Origin of the sequence: Proteus hauseri (genome assembly GCF_004116975.1) — a bacterium.
Lineage (GTDB): Bacteria > Pseudomonadota > Gammaproteobacteria > Enterobacterales > Enterobacteriaceae > Proteus > Proteus hauseri.
Genome location: NZ_CP026364.1, coordinates 2,438,895 through 2,456,814 on the forward strand (window position 1 = coordinate 2,438,895; position 17,920 = coordinate 2,456,814).

16 protein-coding genes and 1 tRNA gene are annotated in these 17,920 nt (G+C 38.5%); 14 read left to right on the forward strand and 3 right to left on the reverse strand.

What is annotated here, in order from left to right:
• The first annotated feature begins 115 nt into the window (after positions 1-115).
• The 3 genes from pyrG to PH4a_RS11075 all read left to right on the forward strand — a co-directional run bounded on the left by pyrG (position 116) and on the right by PH4a_RS11075 (position 4,831).
• Positions 116-1,753 carry a glutamine hydrolyzing CTP synthase gene (pyrG, locus tag PH4a_RS11065; protein WP_064719142.1) on the forward strand — a complete coding sequence of 546 codons (1,638 nt, stop codon included), beginning with the start codon at positions 116-118 and terminating at the stop codon, positions 1,751-1,753.
• Positions 1,754-1,815: 62 nt separating this feature from the next.
• Positions 1,816-3,117, forward strand: a complete 1,302-nt coding sequence (gene eno, locus PH4a_RS11070) for a phosphopyruvate hydratase (RefSeq protein WP_064719143.1) — start codon at positions 1,816-1,818, stop codon at positions 3,115-3,117.
• 331 nt (positions 3,118-3,448) lie between these two features.
• The gene (locus PH4a_RS11075; RefSeq protein WP_064719144.1) at positions 3,449-4,831 is read left to right on the forward strand and encodes an SLC13 family permease; all 1,383 of its coding nucleotides are present in this window, start codon (positions 3,449-3,451) and stop codon (positions 4,829-4,831) included.
• Positions 4,832-5,067: 236 nt separating this feature from the next.
• On the opposite strand, the gene mltD is transcribed toward PH4a_RS11075, so the two are convergent.
• Both mltD and gloB read right to left on the reverse strand, forming a co-directional pair.
• Positions 5,068-6,399 (reverse strand): murein transglycosylase D, encoded by a 1,332-nt coding sequence (mltD, locus tag PH4a_RS11080; RefSeq protein ID WP_129039777.1) that lies wholly within the window; start codon positions 6,397-6,399, stop codon positions 5,068-5,070.
• A 75-nt stretch (positions 6,400-6,474) separates the two neighbouring features.
• Positions 6,475-7,230, reverse strand: a complete 756-nt coding sequence (gene gloB / locus PH4a_RS11085; RefSeq protein ID WP_129039779.1) for a hydroxyacylglutathione hydrolase — start codon at positions 7,228-7,230, stop codon at positions 6,475-6,477.
• 37 nt (positions 7,231-7,267) lie between these two features.
• Between gloB and PH4a_RS11090 the strand changes: the two genes are divergently transcribed.
• Positions 7,268-7,981, forward strand: a complete 714-nt coding sequence (locus PH4a_RS11090) for a class I SAM-dependent methyltransferase (RefSeq protein ID WP_129039781.1) — start codon at positions 7,268-7,270, stop codon at positions 7,979-7,981.
• Positions 7,982-7,998: 17 nt separating this feature from the next.
• On the opposite strand, the gene rnhA is transcribed toward PH4a_RS11090, so the two are convergent.
• On the reverse strand, positions 7,999-8,484 hold the full coding sequence (gene rnhA / locus PH4a_RS11095) for a ribonuclease HI (RefSeq protein WP_064719148.1): 486 nt from the start codon (positions 8,482-8,484) through the stop codon (positions 7,999-8,001).
• A gap of 64 nt (positions 8,485-8,548) precedes the next feature.
• Here rnhA and dnaQ point away from each other — a divergent pair, with 64 nt between their 5' ends.
• From dnaQ to fbaA, 10 genes are all read left to right on the forward strand, one after another.
• Positions 8,549-9,301 (forward strand): DNA polymerase III subunit epsilon, encoded by a 753-nt coding sequence (gene dnaQ, locus PH4a_RS11100; protein WP_129039783.1) that lies wholly within the window; start codon positions 8,549-8,551, stop codon positions 9,299-9,301.
• A gap of 123 nt (positions 9,302-9,424) precedes the next feature.
• A tRNA-Asp gene (locus tag PH4a_RS11105) sits at positions 9,425-9,501 on the forward strand.
• Between the two features lie 176 nt (positions 9,502-9,677).
• Positions 9,678-10,064 (forward strand): immunity 22 family protein, encoded by a 387-nt coding sequence (locus PH4a_RS11110; RefSeq protein ID WP_129039785.1) that lies wholly within the window; start codon positions 9,678-9,680, stop codon positions 10,062-10,064.
• Positions 10,065-10,067: 3 nt separating this feature from the next.
• Entirely contained in the window at positions 10,068-10,397 is a 330-nt protein-coding gene (locus PH4a_RS11115) for a hypothetical protein (protein ID WP_129039787.1), read from the forward strand.
• A gap of 20 nt (positions 10,398-10,417) precedes the next feature.
• Entirely contained in the window at positions 10,418-10,969 is a 552-nt protein-coding gene (locus tag PH4a_RS11120) for a hypothetical protein (protein ID WP_129039789.1), read from the forward strand.
• Between the two features lie 162 nt (positions 10,970-11,131).
• Positions 11,132-11,587 carry a hypothetical protein gene (locus tag PH4a_RS11125; RefSeq protein WP_129039791.1) on the forward strand — a complete coding sequence of 152 codons (456 nt, stop codon included), beginning with the start codon at positions 11,132-11,134 and terminating at the stop codon, positions 11,585-11,587.
• Between the two features lie 570 nt (positions 11,588-12,157).
• Positions 12,158-14,152, forward strand: a complete 1,995-nt coding sequence (gene tkt, locus PH4a_RS11130; RefSeq protein WP_129039793.1) for a transketolase — start codon at positions 12,158-12,160, stop codon at positions 14,150-14,152.
• A 258-nt stretch (positions 14,153-14,410) separates the two neighbouring features.
• A complete protein-coding gene (epd, locus tag PH4a_RS11135; RefSeq protein ID WP_129039795.1) occupies positions 14,411-15,430 on the forward strand; it encodes an erythrose-4-phosphate dehydrogenase in 1,020 nt (339 codons plus the stop codon).
• A 117-nt stretch (positions 15,431-15,547) separates the two neighbouring features.
• Positions 15,548-16,711 carry a phosphoglycerate kinase gene (gene pgk, locus PH4a_RS11140; RefSeq protein ID WP_064719156.1) on the forward strand — a complete coding sequence of 388 codons (1,164 nt, stop codon included), beginning with the start codon at positions 15,548-15,550 and terminating at the stop codon, positions 16,709-16,711.
• A gap of 66 nt (positions 16,712-16,777) precedes the next feature.
• Positions 16,778-17,857, forward strand: coding sequence for a class II fructose-bisphosphate aldolase (gene fbaA / locus PH4a_RS11145; RefSeq protein WP_064719157.1), 1,080 nt, complete (start codon positions 16,778-16,780; stop codon positions 17,855-17,857).
• Positions 17,858-17,920: the final 63 nt, after the last annotated feature.

Sequence of the window (17,920 nt, forward strand, 5' to 3'; positions counted from 1 at the left end):
TGAAAAAGAACTTTATACTACTAAGAATGTTTGTAGCGAAAATAAGGTTCGGGTATACTGTGTTCCCGTCCAGTTATATCCATCATCCTAATACACCTAAACTTTCAGGTTCAGCATGAAAACGAATTATATTTTTGTGACCGGCGGGGTCGTATCCTCTCTGGGTAAAGGCATTGCCGCAGCCTCTTTGGCGGCTATACTCGAAGCCCGTGGACTCAATGTCACCATGATGAAGTTGGATCCGTACATTAATGTCGATCCAGGTACAATGAGCCCAATTCAGCACGGGGAAGTCTTCGTCACTGACGATGGAGCTGAAACGGATCTCGACTTAGGGCACTATGAGCGTTTTATTCGCACTAAAATGACGCGTCGTAATAACTTTACGACAGGGCGCGTGTACTCTGAAGTATTACGCAAAGAGCGTCGTGGTGACTACCTAGGTGCCACAATTCAAGTTATCCCTCACATCACTAATGAAATTAAAGAACGCATTATCCGCGGCGGTGAAGGCCATGATGTAGTTTTAGTCGAAGTCGGCGGAACAGTTGGTGATATCGAATCTTTACCATTCTTAGAAGCTATTCGCCAAATGGCCGCGGAAGTAGGTCGTGAACATACGTTCTACCTACATTTAACGTTAGTGCCTTATTTAGCCGCTTCCGGTGAAGTAAAAACTAAACCTACTCAGCACTCAGTAAAAGAATTACTTTCTATCGGTATTCAGCCAGATGCGCTGATTTGCCGCTCAGACCGCGTTATTCCGGCTAATGAACGTGCAAAAATTGCACTGTTTTGTAATGTGCCAGAAAAAGCGGTTATCTCATTAAAAGATGTCGATTCTATTTATAAAATTCCTTCTCTCTTGAAATCTCAGGGATTAGATGATTATATCTGTAAACGATTCAGCTTAGATTGTCCTGTCGCAAATCTTGCAGAATGGGAACAAGTTATTTTTGAAGAAGCGAATCCTGAAGGTGAAGTCACCATTGGTATGGTGGGTAAATATGTTGAATTACCAGACGCCTATAAATCAGTGATTGAAGCACTAAAACATGGTGGATTCAAAAGCCGTGTAGCTGTAAATATTAAACTAATTGATGCGCAAGATGTTGAAACTCGTGGCATTGAAATGCTCAAAGGGTTAGATGCAATCTTAGTACCTGGTGGTTTTGGTGAGCGTGGTGTCGAGGGCAAAATTATGGCCGCTCAATATGCTCGCGAAAATAAAATCCCTTACTTAGGTATTTGCTTAGGTATGCAGGTCGCGATGATTGAATTTGCACGTAATGTTGCAAATATGGAAGACGCGAACTCAACAGAATTTGCACCAGACTGCAAATACCCTGTTATTGCGCTGATTACAGAATGGCGTGATGAAAACGGTAATCTGGAAGTCCGCTCAGATTCAAGTGATTTAGGCGGTACGATGCGCCTTGGTGCTCAACCTTGCCATTTAAGTGGTGACAGCTTAGTGCGTACACTCTATGGCAGAAACACCATTACAGAGCGTCATCGTCATCGTTATGAAGTGAATAATCTGCTGTTAAAACGTATCGAAGATGCGGGTTTACGCATCGCGGGGCGTTCAGTAGATAACAAACTGGTGGAAATTATTGAAAACCCAAATCATCCTTGGTTTGTCGCTTGTCAATTCCACCCTGAGTTTACCTCAACGCCACGTGACGGCCATCCGTTATTTGCTGGCTTTGTGAAAGCAGCCTTTGATAACCAAAGAGGCTTGCTAAAATAGAATATATGAGAAGAGATAGGGTATCTTTTCTCGGAAATTTAACTTGTACAGAGGAAAACCGAATGTCCAAAATCGTTAAAGTACTTGGTCGTGAAATTATCGATTCTCGTGGCAACCCAACAGTTGAAGCGGAAGTTCACTTAGAAGGTGGTTTCGTTGGTATGGCGGCTGCACCATCAGGCGCATCAACAGGTTCTCGTGAAGCTTTAGAATTACGTGATGGCGACAAATCTCGCTTCCTTGGTAAAGGTGTTCTGAAAGCAGTTTCTGCTGTTAACGGTCCAATCGCTAAAGCGTTGATCGGTCAGGATGCAAAAGACCAAGCTAATATCGATAAAATTATGATCGATTTAGACGGTACTGAAAACAAATCCAACTTTGGTGCAAACGCAATCCTAGCGGTTTCTTTAGCAAACGCAAAAGCAGCCGCTGCAGCGAAAGGTATGCCTTTGTACGAGCACATTTCTGATCTGAATGGTACTCACGGTCAATATTCTATGCCTCTGCCAATGATGAACATCATCAATGGTGGTGAGCATGCAGATAACAACGTTGATATCCAAGAATTCATGATCCAACCAGTAGGCGCACCTTCTTTGAAAGAAGCCGTTCGTATGGGTTCAGAAATTTTCCATCATTTAGCGAAAGTTCTGAAATCTAAAGGTATGAACACTGCAGTTGGTGATGAAGGTGGTTATGCACCTAACTTAGAATCTAACGCTGCTGCATTAGCTGCAATCAAAGAAGCAGTTGAAAAAGCAGGTTATGTTTTAGGTAAAGACGTTACTCTGGCTATGGACTGTGCAGCTTCTGAGTTTTACAACAATGAAACGGGTAACTACGAACTGAAAGGCGAAGGTAAAACCTTCACTTCACAAGAGTTCACTCATTACTTAGAAGAACTGACTAAGCAATATCCTATCGTTTCTATCGAAGATGGTTTAAACGAATCAGACTGGGATGGTTTTGCATACCAAACTAAAGTTCTTGGCGACAAAATCCAACTGGTTGGTGACGACCTGTTTGTAACTAACACCAAGATCCTGAAAGAAGGTATTGATAAAGGCATTGCTAACTCAATCCTGATCAAATTCAACCAAATCGGTTCACTGACAGAAACTCTGGCAGCGATCAAAATGGCGAAAGATGCAGGCTATACCGCTGTTATCTCTCACCGTTCAGGCGAAACAGAAGATGCAACTATTGCTGATTTAGCAGTAGGTACAGCAGCAGGTCAAATCAAAACAGGTTCTATGAGCCGTTCTGACCGTGTTGCTAAGTACAACCAACTGATCCGCATTGAAGAAGCATTAGGTAGCAAAGCGCCTTTCAATGGTCTGAAAGAAGTTAAAGGTCAAGCATAATTGCTCCTTTGATTAATTTCTCTAATTAATTATGAATGGGTGGACCTTGTGTTCGCCCATTTTTTTGTCTATTTTTTGCGTATTTCATAATAAAAAAAGAAATATTCCTCATTAACTGTCGTCGAAAAGTGTGATGGGTAAGTGAAAATAGTGTTCAATTATTACTCTTTTATTAATAAATCGATTAATTGTCGTGGATGAGATCCCAATTATTGGTTTTGCGCATTTTCAATGGCGTGAAATGTTTTTATATTTCACATATAACCTATTTTGTTAACAATTATGGCTTAATGAACCTAATGTTCATATCAGCTAATGTGGAGTATTAATCATGGACGCGTCCAATTTAGCCCCATCGGCGAAATCAAGCCCGATAAACAAACGAGGGTTAATTATTCTGGCAATTGATATTGTCATATTACTCTTGTTGTTAGAGTTTTTACCTTATGATCCTAAAGCTAATGCTGGTTTAGCATTAATGGTATTTGTTGGTGTGCTATGGCTGACAGAAGCTGTTCACGTAACAATTACGGCATTATTCATCCCTATACTAGCTGTTGTTATGGGGCTAATGAATACAAATGAATCATTAAAATCATTTGCGAATCCTATTATTTTCTTATTTTTTGGTGGATTTGCATTAGCTACAGCATTACATATTCAGGGGCTTGATCGCTTAATTGCTAACCGTTTATTGATGATTGCGAAAGGTAAATTATCAGTCGCTGTGTTGCTGTTATTTGGCGTTACCGCACTGCTCTCAATGTGGATAAGTAATACTGCAACCGCAGCAATGATGCTGCCACTAGTATTGGGTATTTTATCTAACTTGGATATTCGCTCAGAGCGCAATACCTTTGTTTTTGTTCTACTGGGCGTCGCTTATAGTGCTAGTATTGGTGGTTTGGGTACATTGGTTGGTAGCCCCCCTAATGCCATTGCTGCGGCTCAACTCAATTTAGATTTTATTACATGGATGAAGTACGGCGTTCCAATTATGTTAGTGCTGTTACCCGTCATGTTTATCGTGATGTATTTGATGTTACGTCCCAACTTAAAGCACAAATTTGATTTGAAATTAGAAGTATTAGAGTGGAATAAAAAACGCGTTATTACCATGATTATCTTCTTAGTGACTGTTTTTTGCTGGATTTTCAGCTCTTTTATCAGTAGTGCTTTCGGTGGAGTAAAAGATCTTGATACTGTCATTGCAGTGAGTGCGGCAATTGTTATCGGTGTAACGGGTGTTGCTAGCTGGAGTCAAATCCAAGAAAACACAGAGTGGGGCGTATTGATGCTGTTTGGTGGTGGTTTAACACTAAGCGCAATTTTACAGTCTTCTGGTGCAAGCCTCGTTATGGCTGACTTTATGAAAGATACCTTTGGTAATAGCCATTGGTTTGTGATTATTCTGGCAGTCACAACCTTTATTATTGTGTTAACAGAATTCACCAGTAATACAGCCAGTGCGGCATTATTAGTACCAATCTTTGCAACGGTAGCTCAAGCATTAGGAATGCCTGTTATGGCATTAACCATGATTATTGGTATCGGTGCTTCTTGTGCCTTTATGTTACCTGTTGCAACACCACCAAATGCGATAGTCTTTGGTTCTGGATATATAAAACAGATAGAAATGGTCAGAGTGGGTGGGGTGCTTAACCTTGTCTGTATCTTAATTATTTCTCTCTTTGCTTGGTTCTTCTGGTTATAACTTATTAATATAACCAAGTAAAAGGCTAGAAAAGGCGCTTGATAGTAATATCAGGCGTTTTTTTTATTGCGATTTTTATGTCGATAGATATTTAAAAAATGACAATTTTTAGTATGAAAAAATCAAAAGAGTAATAAATAGAGAGCCAAAAAAGCCATCTATGCCATAACCATTAAGGTATTAAGCAGATAGATGGCTTTTAAATCAGCACTAAGAAGCGCAGAAAATAATACTAACTATTTAATATAAAGTGTTAACTGAGTCCCTGGTTTTAACATTTTAATATCAGAGTTCCAGCTCATTAACTGCTTAAGGTTAATACCATGACGACGTGCAATACTGTAATAAGAGTCACCTTGACGTACTTTATAGTAACTTGGTGATGGCTTATTCGGTTTGCTTATAGTTGCATGGCGGGTGCTATTAGCATTGTGAATTTTTAATGTTTGGCCTACCAGCAAGGTGCTTTTTGCTCCTAAGCCATTAATACGTTGTAACTCTTTTATACTCATATTGTAGCGGCTAGCAATGGCATAAAAAGAGTCGCCAGAACGAACTTTATAAACACCTTCTTGCTTAATCGACTGGTTAGTTTTAGCTACAGCTAAACGGATGGTTTCAAGCACAGCTTCGTCTTCAAAGGCATTACGAAATTGATCAAGCTTATTTCTTGGCAACATAATGACATGTGGTCCATTCGGTGCCGTAATTCCTCTTTTATAACCAGGGTTATAATCTTTTACTGTGTTTATTGGTAGTTGACTTAATTCAGCAACTTTACCTAAGGTAATTTGTTCGCCAACATCAATGGTGGCCAACGCTCTATCACGATAGTTGCTTTTGGGAAAAGTAATATTTTCTTCGTTTTCACGAATAACTTTACTTAGAGCAAGAATTTTAGGCACATAATTCATGGTTTCCTTAGGTAAAGAAAGCGACCAGTAATCTGTTGGTAATTCTTTGCTTATATTGGCTTTTATTGCCTGCATAACACGGCCTTCGCCCGCATTATAAGCGGCAAGCGCAAGTGCCCAGTCGTTATCAAACATGACATAAAGCCTTTCAAGCAAATCAAGCGCTGCATTGGTTGATGCGGCAACATCACGGCGACCGTCATACCATTGATTTTGGGCTAATCCATAGTAGTTGCCAGTAATAGGAACAAATTGCCACAAGCCAGCGGCTTTAGCAGAAGAGGTAACATGAGGATTAAACGCACTTTCTACAACGGGAACGAGTGCCAACTCCATAGGTAAATCACGTTTTTTTATTTCTTCAATAATCCAATACATATAAGGTTCTGCGCGGGAGGCAACGGCCTGTATATGTTTTGGGTTATTTAAAAAATAAATTTCTTGCTGCGAGATCCTTTCATTTTCAGGGATATCCATCTTTAATTCACTTACTACATAACCCCATAAATTAGTTTTAACATCAATTTGTGGTTGATAGGAAGTTGAAGATCCTTTCGGTGTTGGCGTTATCGCAGACAAATTGGGTTTAATATTCTCTGATTGCTGACAGCCTGCTAATAGCAATATTGAGAACAAAATCGCTTTTGTCTTCATAATAGAAAAATTCATCCTGTATGTTTTTTGAACCAGATAATACTGAGTGCGCCAAAATAAAACAATACTTAGCAATTAAAAGTTGTCTTTTAATTCTCTTAATTTTGTAAATGTCTTAATTGGCGCGTAAGTATTAGTGGTTATGCCTAAAATTCCTTGTAAATCAATATCGTCAGATTTCAGAAAAAGATTAATGTTCTTTTCATTTTTCAGTGTTATTGGCACAGTTGGTTGCAAGTTCTTGCGCATTTCACTAACTTGGTGAAAATAATCGGTAATAAGTGCATTTTCTGGCATGATATGGTGTGCAAAGGCCATATTAGAAAGGGTGTATTCATGAGCACAACAAATTAATGTGTTATCAGGTAACGCACTGAGTCTTTGCAAAGAACTAAACATTTGTTGTGCTGTGCCTTCAAATAAACGACCACAGCCACCAGAGAAAAGTGTATCACCACAAAATAAATAAGGTTCAGAATAATAAGAAACATGGCCTAATGTATGACCCGGTGTACTAATGACATGAAAACAAAACGAATCAATAATAATTTTTTCTTGATCATGAATAATGTGGGTCGTCCCTTTATCTTGCGTTTCTTTCGGACCAAAGACCGTAATACTCGGGTATTTTGTCACTAAATCTGCAACACCACCCACATGATCATCATGATGGTGAGTTAATAAAATCGCGACAGGTGTTAGTGAACGTTGAGAGAGCATTTCAATAACGGGCTTTGCTTGTGAAGGATCAACAATCACACATTCACTATTTTCATTACTTAATAGCCAAATGTAGTTATCGGATAAAGCAGGAATTCTGATAAGCTCCATATAAGTTACCTTACTTATAAATATAAAGGGTTCAACGATGAAAGCAGCACGTTCGGTAAAACCAATGGTTATGCCTGATTCTTGGCGTAATATTCCTTGGGGTGAATACTACCGTATGGCAATAGAACTACGTTTACAGCATTGGTGGCCTAAAATGTATGGTTTTCATATGCTAAAACTAGGTCAGCTGAGTGCTGAAATTGATACCACATTAAGTACTGTTTCACATCAAGTTAATGTAAGCACTAATGCCACAAATGCTGATGTTATTGCATCACTAAATTATTTGCCATTTGAGAATAAATCGATAGATGTTTGTCTTATGGCTCATGTTTTGGACTATAGTGCAGATCCACATTGGTTATTGCGAGAAGCTGATCGTATTTTAGTTGATGATGGTTGGATAATTTTAACCAGCTTTAACCCCATAAGCCTAGTTGGGCTGGGTAAATGCACTCCTTTTTTAAGGCAAAAACAGCCTTATTGTTGTCGGATGTTTTCATTGCGACGTCAAATCGACTGGCTAAGCCTTCTTAATTATGAAGTGATGACTCAGCAGAATTTCCAGATTATGCCATTTTCACGACCAATAAAACGTGATGGTAGCCGCTATCATACTGGTGGATGCCTAAATTTAATTATTGCTCGTAAAAGAACCTTTCCTTTAACACCCACCGCCATGAAATTTGCATTACCTCGGTTGAGTGTAAAAGGAAGAGTCTTAGGGGCAACTCGTAATCGATCTGAATAATATAATTACTCGTTATATTATTCTGTTGCTTTATCTTGCTGGCTTGCGATATAGCCAGCATCTTCTTTAGTGGGAGCAGCCGCGGCTTCTTTAGCTAATACATCACAACGCTCATTCTCATCATGACCCGCATGGCCTTTAACCCAGCGCCATTCAATCTCATGAGGTGTGATAGCTGTATCGAGTCGTTTCCATAAATCGACATTCAATACTGGGCTTTTGTCTGCTTTACGCCATTGACGTTTTTTCCAGCTGTGGATCCATTGAGTAATACCTTGCCTTACATACTGGCTGTCTGTTGTCAGTGTAATTTTACAAGGGAATTTTAATGCTTCTAATGCTACGATAGCAGCAAGAAGTTCCATTCGGTTGTTGGTGGTCATAAAAAAACCTTCACTTAGGGTTTTTTCATGTTGCTGGTAACGTAAAATAGCACCATAACCACCGGGACCTGGGTTGCCTAAACATGAACCATCGGTGAATATTTCTACCTGCTTATGCATAAAGGCGACTTATCCTTTTTAATTATTGCGAAAACTAACCTTAAGTCTGACATAAAAACGGATTATGAGCACTCCAATCACACGACAAATTGTACTTGATACCGAAACAACCGGTATGAACAAGCTGGGCGTTCATTACGAAGGCCATAATATCATCGAAATTGGTGCCGTAGAGGTCATCAATCGTCGTTTAACAGGGCGAAATTTCCACGTTTATGTTAAGCCTGAAAGGCTTGTTGATCCTGAAGCTTTCGAAGTTCATGGTATTAGCGATGAATTTCTTGAGGATATGCCTTCATTTGCTGATATTGCAGATGAATTTTTAGAATATATTCGTGGCGCAGAGCTGATTATTCATAACGCATCGTTTGATATCGGTTTTATGGACTATGAGTTTAGAAAACTTAATCGCGATATTCCTCCGACCGAAACTTTTTGCCAGATTACCGACAGCCTTGCTCTGGCTAGAAAATTATTTCCAGGTAAACGAAATAACCTTGATGCTTTATGTGATAGATATTTAATCGACAACTCCAAACGTACGCTTCATGGCGCGTTATTGGATGCTGAGATACTTTCTGATGTCTATTTAGCAATGACAGGGGGGCAGACTGCGTTAACTTTCTCTATGGAAGGTGAATCGCATGATGAGCAAGAACGAAATGAAATACAGCGCATCGTTCGTCCTGAAGCGGGTTTAAGAGTGATTAAAGCTACGGCAGAAGAATTAATTGAACATGAGTCACGATTAGACTTAGTGGTGAAGAAAGGTGGCCATTGTTTATGGCGTCCAACCCCTGAAGATGGCGCGTCTTGAGCATAAAAAAAGCATAAAACAGAGCTCAAGCTCAAAAACTGTCCAAATGCATTATTTTGTTAGAAAAACAGTTGACGACAAGGTAAGAGATTCGTAATATTCACCTCGTCCGAAAGGATACGCGGAGCGGTAGTTCAGTTGGTTAGAATACCTGCCTGTCACGCAGGGGGTCGCGGGTTCGAGTCCCGTCCGTTCCGCCAACATTCTAAACCCCAGCATTTATGCTGGGGTTTTTGCGTTTCCCATCTCGTTAAATTCATTCTTTTCTGTTTTTCTGAAAAAATCATCTATTGCATAAGATATTTGATATCAGTATTTTAAGATTTATCATCTCTAATAAACATCACGCTCAATTTCATTTACAGAGTAATTAAATATGGAAAATAAAGTACATTTATGGATGGGAAGTAATTTTGCTTCTGATGCAGAATACTTAGATTATTTTGAATTAGATTATTTAGAGGCGGGAATTGATGATCCCAACTATAAAATTTGTGAGTTTTGTCAGGATTTGGGTATAACTTGGTATGATCATGATTTTATTGGTGTTATTCCTCGTTATCAAAATAATGTAACGCTTGATGAAATATTACTAGAGGCAGCAGTGGATGAAAGGGAATTATCTTTAGTAAAGGCAAAGTGTGAGACGTTAGGCATAGAAAGTGCGAATGCGATATTTTGGTATCAAGATCCTGAGTTATCAATAAGTGAAAATAAAAGTTATAACAATCTGAAGTATATTGGTTTATTTAATGGAGATTAACTTATGAATACGGAATTTCGTGCACGTTTAAATCTATTATCCGAAGAATTAGAGAGTTTCTATTTTCAGGAATTTGTTACTGAAAATGATGAATATAGAAAAAACAAAGAAATAAAACAAAAAATTGTTCAATTTATTCTGGAAATGAAAAAGCATCATGAACAGTCACTAATTGATGATGCATTTACTCTGTTATTTCACCATACAGGATGTCATATAGATTGTGAGATATTAGATGAGATAATGTCTCCAGTTATTGAACAAAATATCATTACATCAGAATTGATTGATAAAAATCTGAAAGAGAATTCTCCTATGGCACGGTGGTTTTAAATCCGCCTCACTAAGGAAAAATGATGATGTTCTATCAATTCGATTTTATTAAAAATACTCAAGGTGCTCTTGTTGATGTAAAAGATACAAAAGGTAGGTTATTTTCATATTTTATACTCAATGAAAGTGGCAATAAATTTCTTAAATACACAAAGCCTTACGGTGAGGCACAAGAAGATATTACATTAAATAATTTGCGTTTTGCAGATTATTTACCTTTAAATATTGGTATTCCTGTTTTTTCTAAAAGAGTAATAGAGGCATTAAAAAAAGAAGTTATTAATGAAATTTATTCATATGAATGCGTGGTGAATTGCGAAGGGCAAGAGCATACTTTTTATATGTGCTTTATTAATAAATATTTAGACCTTATTGATATTGAAAAATCTGATTTTCGTGTGTTATCAGATGGTAGCCCAATACTATCAAAAGCTATTTATAAAAAAGATAATCAAGGTGATTTCTATCTTGCCAGAGATAAACAATTTAAAACGAGATTAGTTGCTTCTAAAAAATTTGTTGATTTTTGTTTGTTAAATAAATTTCATATCGATTTTACACCAGCCACATGAATATCATAACCATATAATTATATTATGAAAATTATAAATTGGTTATGATTGAAATATATAAAGAGCTATAAAAAATATTAAGCGATTATTTCAGTTAGTGCTTGAACATTTAAAGAATTAATTAGAATGGAATGGCCCAGAGTAAATTTATTGAGCCGATTAATGATGACAATTTTTGAAGATATCCAACAGAAGATACAGAATACTGTTTTTTTCTCTAATCTGGGGAAAGCAGATTTAGATGATAATAATCTTATTCAATTTGCAAGTCTTGAAAGCTTACTTTTTTCTTCATTAAATTTTATTTGGTTGCCGACTTCTCTGACTCAAGAGGATCCTTTTTATCACAAGCAAATTAATCCTAAAGTTTTGATAGAACAGCGCTTGAAAATCACAAAAATGATTACACAGCAAATTAAAGTAATGCCAGATGAAAGGTTTAAGTATAAAGCTCATGATTTTAACTTAGCTGCCAAAAATGCATTGTGTTATGCCTTTAGGCAGTATTTAACAGAAGTTCACTTTAACCTTGGGATGCAGTGGCAAGAGATTGTTGAGCTTTATTTTAAAGGGCATTGGGTTGTTGGTGTGTCACAAGAAAAGCTCGTTGTGATTTAAATTTTTATTTTTATTTGTAATGCTTGATATTTTTATTACCTCTATTTTTAGCGATGATTAATAACATAACTGTTACTCAATTGTGGCTACAGCATTATATTTTTTGCATACGTACAATTAGCATACATGTAATCAGATAATTTTTATTAGGTTATTAGATCCATTGGTGTAATAAAACTAGCTTTTCCCTCTTTTTATTTCTGTTTATTCTGCTATTCGATATTAAGTGCGGCGTTCTATCTGTATATAATTGGAACAAATAAGATATTTATTTGATTTGATGGATAAAACAGCAATGAAATTTTATCTTGATTAGTGATATCAAGCTAAGGTCTAATAGCACGCTTCTCAATTGCGCAAATAATTGCCTTCCTCTAATTTTGTTGCGCAACAATGCGGTGGTGTAATGTTATTTTCCGCTTTAATCGTAAAAAATGCAGTGTAAATCAAAGAATTATTGATTTTAGCTGATTACGATAGCCACCTTTGTGGATTTTTTATATTGCGGTTTTTTGCCCGCATTGAGAGAATCAGCTATCTAGATGCTTTTTATCCGACTTGGAGTAGAAAATGACCACTCGTAAAACCCTTGCTAATGCGATCCGTTTTTTAAGTATGGATGCAGTGCAAAAAGCTAAATCAGGACACCCTGGTGCGCCTATGGGCATGGCTGATATTGCAGAAGTATTATGGCGTGATTTTTTAAATCATAATCCATCTAACCCTAACTGGGCTGATCGTGACCGCTTTGTATTATCTAATGGCCACGCATCAATGCTGATTTACAGCTTATTACATCTGTCTGGTTATCAGGTTTCTTTGGATGATCTGAAAAACTTCCGTCAATTACACTCTAAAACACCAGGCCACCCAGAATATGGTTATACCCCAGGTGTTGAAACTACAACGGGTCCTTTAGGTCAGGGTATTGCAAACGCAGTGGGTTTTGCGATAGCAGAACGTACATTAGCGGCTCAATTTAACCGTCCTGGTCATGATATTGTCGATCACTTCACCTACGCCTTTATGGGTGATGGTTGTATGATGGAAGGTATCTCTCATGAAGTATGTTCTTTAGCGGGAACATTACAACTGGGTAAACTGATTACATTTTATGATGACAATGGCATTTCTATTGATGGCCAAGTGCATGGTTGGTTTACTGATAATACAGCAGAGCGTTTTGAGGCTTATGGCTGGCATGTAATTAGCGGTATCGATGGTCATGATGCAGCAAGCATTAAAGCTGCTATCGAAACAGCAAAACAGGTAACTGATAAACCTTCACTGTTAATCTGCAAAACGACTATTGGTTTTGGTTCTCCTCATAAAGCAGGTACTGCTGACTCACACGGTTCTCCATTAGGTGATGCAGAAATTGCAGAAACCCGTAAAGCGTTAGGTTGGGAATACGGTGCATTCGAAATTCCACAAGAAATTTACCAAGAGTGGGATGCAAAACAAGCAGGTCAAGCTAAAGAAGCTGAGTGGGATGTTAAATTCGCTGCTTATGCTGCCAAATTCCCTGAGTTAGCGGCTGAATTTAAACGTCGTGTGTCTGGTGAGTTACCAGCAAACTGGGAAACAGAATCCAAAGCATTTATTGAAAATCTGCAACAAAACCCATCAAACATTGCGAGCCGTAAAGCTTCTCAAAATGCATTAGAAGCCTTCGGTAAAGTATTGCCAGAATTTATGGGTGGTTCTGCGGACTTAGCGCCAAGTAACCTAACTATGTGGTCTGGTTCTAAAGCACTGAACGAAGATAAAGCGGGTAACTATATTCATTATGGTGTTCGTGAATTCGGTATGTCTGCAATCATGAACGGTATCGCATTACATGGCGGTTTTGTTCCTTACGGTGCAACATTCCTGATGTTTATGGAATATGCTCGTAACGCTGTACGTATGGCAGCGCTGATGAAAATCCGCAGCATCTTTGTTTATACTCACGATTCTATTGGTCTGGGTGAAGATGGCCCAACTCACCAACCTGTTGAGCAAATGGCAAGCCTACGTGTAACTCCAAACGTAAGCACATGGCGTCCATGTGACCAAGTTGAGTCTGCTGTTGCATGGAAATATGCAATTGATCGTAAAGATGGTCCAACAGCGCTTATTTTCTCTCGCCAAAATCTTGCACAACAGCCACGTACTGCTGAACAACTAGCCAATATCGAGAAGGGTGGTTACATCCTGAAAGATTGTGCTGGTACACCAGAATTAATTTTCATTGCAACCGGTTCTGAAGTTGAATTGGCCGTTAGCGCTTACGAACAATTGACGGCTGAAGGTCGTAATGTTCGTGTTGTTTCTATGCCAGCAACAGATGCGTTTGATAAACAAGATGCAGATTACCGTGAAGCAGTATTACCAGCAGCGGTAAAAGCACGTGTAGCTATCGAAGCAGGTATTGCTGATTACTGGTTCAAATATGTTGGCCTTGATGGTGCAATTATCGGAATGCGTAGTTTCGGTGAGTCAGCACCGGCAAACGAACTGTTTGCTGAGTTTGGTTTTACTGTGGAAAATGTGGTTACACAGGCAAAATCTTTATTTAAATAATCAATAAGTGTTAACAAGAGCACATTTTGAGGAAGAATTTCTCAGATGTGCTCTTTTTTTATCCTTCCATCTTTGTTTGCTATTGCGATCCTCTCTCATTTCTCGTAATCTGATTACCTAGAAGCTGAACCGTTTCAGTTGGGACTGAAATGTCGGTGACTCCACAAATTTTAGATTTAGTTGATTTATCACTGCTGATTAGTATCTTGCTCTATTATTCTAGGTGGTTGCATAATCACGAGTTATCAAAGGAGTCACATGGCTATCAGAGTTGCTATTAATGGATTTGGTCGCATTGGACGTAATGTATTAAGAGCTCTTTATGAATCAGGTAAACGTGCTGAAATTACGGTTGTTGCGATAAATGAACTGGCTGATGCACAAGGAATTGGGCATTTACTCAAGTATGACTCTAGCCATGGTCGTTTTGCTTGGGATATACGTATTAATAACGACTTGCTGCAAGTAGGTGATGATACTATTAGGCTATTTCATCATGCAGAAATTAATGAATTACCTTGGGGTGAGTTAGGTATTGATGTGGTATTGGATTGTAGTGGGGTATATGGCTCTCGCGCTGATGGTGAAGCTCATATCGCACAAGGTGCAAAAAAGGTCCTTTTTTCTCATCCAGGCACCACCGATTTAGACGCAACGGTTGTATTTGGTGTTAACCAACATGAATTAAAAAAAGAACACCGAATAGTCTCTAATGCTTCTTGTACCACAAATTGTATTATTCCAATCATTAAATTGATGGATGATGCATTTAATATAGAATCAGGAACAGTCACTACAATACATGCAGCAATGAACGATCAACCTGTAATTGATGCATACCATAAAGATTTGCGCCGAACACGAGCAGCTGGGCAATCAATTATTCCTGTTGATACTAAATTAGCGGCGGGGATAACACGAATTTTCCCAAAATTTAAAGATCATTTTGAGGCAATTTCTGTACGAGTTCCTACAATTAATGTGACGGCAATTGATTTAAGTGTCACGGTAAAAACTGCCGTAAATGTGTTAGATGTCAATCGTTTAATTCAAAAATCAGCAACAGACGCATTTCGTGGTATAGTGGATTACACAGAATTGCCATTAGTCTCAACTGATTTTAACCACGACCCCCACAGTGCTATTGTTGATGGCACTCAAACTAGGGTGAGTGGGCAGCACCTGATTAAAACTTTAGTCTGGTGTGATAATGAATGGGGCTTTGCTAACAGAATGCTTGATACAACGCTAGCAATGGCTGCTACTGGTTTTAAATAATCATGTATTAATAACGATGCCACGTAAAAACAAGAAAGTAATGATGCTTTATTGTTAAAATACAAGGCATTGAACAGAAGATTGCTAAATTTTAGAGAATCAATGAGAGGATTCATCATGTCTGTAATTAAGATGACCGATTTAGACCTGGCCGGTAAACGAGTTCTTATCCGTGCTGACCTGAACGTTCCAGTTAAAGATGGTAAAGTGACTTCCGATGCACGTATCCGTGCTTCATTACCAACCATTGAAGCAGCTTTAAAACAAGGCGCTAAAGTAATGGTAACTTCTCACTTAGGACGTCCTACTGAAGGTGAGTACAACGAAGAATTCTCTTTAAAACCAGTTGTTGACTATCTGAAAGACAAATTAACTGCACCAGTTAGCTTAGCTAAAGATTATTTAAATGGCGTTGAAGTAAATACTGGTGAATTAGTTGTGTTAGAAAACGTTCGCTTCAATAAAGGCGAAAAGAAAGACGACGAAACCTTATCTAAACAATACGCTGCACTGTGTGATGTATTCGTAATGGATGCATTCGGTACCGCTCACCGTGCTCAAGCATCAACTCATGGCGTAGCTAAATTCGCAGATGTTGCTTGTGCAGGCCCTCTATTATCAGCAGAGTTAGAAGCATTAGGTAAAGCATTAGATAAACCTGCTCGCCCAATGGTTGCTATTGTTGGTGGTTCTAAAGTATCAACTAAACTGACTGTTTTAGATTCTTTATCTAAAATTGCTGACCAATTAATTGTTGGTGGTGGTATCGCTAATACGTTTATCGCAGCAGAAGGTCACCCAGTAGGTCGTTCATTATATGAAGCTGATCTGGTTGATGATGCGAAAAAATTGATGGAAAAATGTGATATTCCAGTACCAACGGATGTTCGTGTTGCCACTGAGTTCTCAGAAACAGCGCCAGCAACATTGAAATCGGCAAGCGACATCAAAGATGATGAACAAGTGCTGGATATCGGTGATGAAACAGCAGAGCGTCTGGCTGAAATTCTGAAAAATGCGAAAACCATTTTATGGAATGGCCCTGTTGGCGTATTTGAATTCCCTAATTTCCGTAAAGGTACAGAAATTATTGCTAACGCTATCGCAAATAGTGAAGCATTCTCTATTGCAGGTGGTGGCGATACACTGGCTGCGATTGATTTATTTGATATTGCAGACAAAATCTCTTACATTTCAACCGGTGGTGGTGCTTTCTTAGAGTTCGTTGAAGGCAAAAAACTCCCTGCTGTTGCAATGCTGGAAGAACGTGCTAAACAGTAATTAAGTCATTGCTCATACAGGTAGAAGGACTTTTTTCTACCTGTTCCAATTATAGGATCTTATTACATGTCTAAAGTTTTTGATTTCGTAAAACCGGGTGTCATCACTGGTGATGATGTACAAAAAGTGTTTGCAGTAGCAAAAGAAAACAAATTTGCTCTGCCAGCGGTTAACTGCGTAGGTACTGATTCAATCAACGCTGTGTTAGAAGCTGCTGCGAAAGTTCGTTCTCCTGTTATTGTACAGTTCTCTAACGGTGGTGCTGCATTTATCGCAGGTAAAGGTCTTAAATCAGATGTACCTCAGCAAGCTGCAATCTTAGGTGCGATTTCTGGTGCTCATCATGTTCACCAAATGGCTGAATACTATGGTGTTCCAGTTATTCTACATACTGACCATTGTGCGAAAAAATTATTACCATGGATTGATGGTCTGTTAGATGCAGGTGAAAAACACTACGCAAAAACAGGAAAACCACTGTTCTCCTCTCATATGATTGACTTATCAGAAGAATCATTAGAAGAAAACATCGAAATCTGTGCTAAATATTTAGCGCGTATGGCTAAAATCGATATGACGTTAGAAATCGAGTTAGGCTGTACTGGTGGTGAAGAAGACGGCGTTGATAACACAGGTATGGATAGCTCTGCGCTATATACTCAACCAGAAGACGTTGCTTACGCATACGAAAAACTGAATGCAGTTAGCCCACGATTCACTATTGCGGCATCATTTGGTAACGTTCACGGTGTTTATAAACCAGGTAACGTGCAATTAACACCAAAAATTCTGCGTAATTCACAAGACTACGTTTCAGAGAAATTTAACCTGCCACACAACAGCTTAGACTTTGTATTCCACGGTGGTTCTGGTTCTTCAGCAGAAGAAATTAAAGAAGCGGTAGGCTACGGTGTTGTTAAAATGAATATCGACACTGATACTCAGTGGGCAACTTGGGATGGTATCTTACAGTTCTATAAAAAGAACGAAGGCTATCTGCAAGCCCAGCTAGGTAACCCTGAAGGTGCTGATAAACCTAACAAGAAATACTACGATCCACGTAACTGGTTACGTCAGGCTCAAACTTCAATGGTTGTTCGTTTAGAACAAGCATTTAAAGAACTGAACTCAGTTGATGTACTGTAATTGACTCATTCTTTATGATGAAATAAAAACCCGCAAATAGCGGGTTTTTTTATGCATTCAGTT

Excerpts from the sequence above, each read along its gene's own strand:
- pyrG (WP_064719142.1), top strand. The coding sequence starts at position 116 with ATGAAAACGAATTATATTTTTGTGACCGGCGGGGTCGTATCCTCTCTG.
- eno (WP_064719143.1), top strand. The coding sequence starts at position 1,816 with ATGTCCAAAATCGTTAAAGTACTTGGTCGTGAAATTATCGATTCTCGT.
- PH4a_RS11075 (WP_064719144.1), top strand. The coding sequence starts at position 3,449 with ATGGACGCGTCCAATTTAGCCCCATCGGCGAAATCAAGCCCGATAAAC.
- mltD (WP_129039777.1), bottom strand. The coding sequence starts at position 6,399 with ATGAAGACAAAAGCGATTTTGTTCTCAATATTGCTATTAGCAGGCTGT.
- gloB (WP_129039779.1), bottom strand. The coding sequence starts at position 7,230 with ATGGAGCTTATCAGAATTCCTGCTTTATCCGATAACTACATTTGGCTA.
- PH4a_RS11090 (WP_129039781.1), top strand. The coding sequence starts at position 7,268 with ATGAAAGCAGCACGTTCGGTAAAACCAATGGTTATGCCTGATTCTTGG.
- rnhA (WP_064719148.1), bottom strand. The coding sequence starts at position 8,484 with ATGCATAAGCAGGTAGAAATATTCACCGATGGTTCATGTTTAGGCAAC.
- dnaQ (WP_129039783.1), top strand. The coding sequence starts at position 8,549 with ATGAGCACTCCAATCACACGACAAATTGTACTTGATACCGAAACAACC.
- PH4a_RS11110 (WP_129039785.1), top strand. The coding sequence starts at position 9,678 with ATGGAAAATAAAGTACATTTATGGATGGGAAGTAATTTTGCTTCTGAT.
- PH4a_RS11115 (WP_129039787.1), top strand. The coding sequence starts at position 10,068 with ATGAATACGGAATTTCGTGCACGTTTAAATCTATTATCCGAAGAATTA.
- PH4a_RS11120 (WP_129039789.1), top strand. The coding sequence starts at position 10,418 with ATGATGATGTTCTATCAATTCGATTTTATTAAAAATACTCAAGGTGCT.
- PH4a_RS11125 (WP_129039791.1), top strand. The coding sequence starts at position 11,132 with ATGATGACAATTTTTGAAGATATCCAACAGAAGATACAGAATACTGTT.
- tkt (WP_129039793.1), top strand. The coding sequence starts at position 12,158 with ATGACCACTCGTAAAACCCTTGCTAATGCGATCCGTTTTTTAAGTATG.
- epd (WP_129039795.1), top strand. The coding sequence starts at position 14,411 with ATGGCTATCAGAGTTGCTATTAATGGATTTGGTCGCATTGGACGTAAT.
- pgk (WP_064719156.1), top strand. The coding sequence starts at position 15,548 with ATGTCTGTAATTAAGATGACCGATTTAGACCTGGCCGGTAAACGAGTT.
- fbaA (WP_064719157.1), top strand. The coding sequence starts at position 16,778 with ATGTCTAAAGTTTTTGATTTCGTAAAACCGGGTGTCATCACTGGTGAT.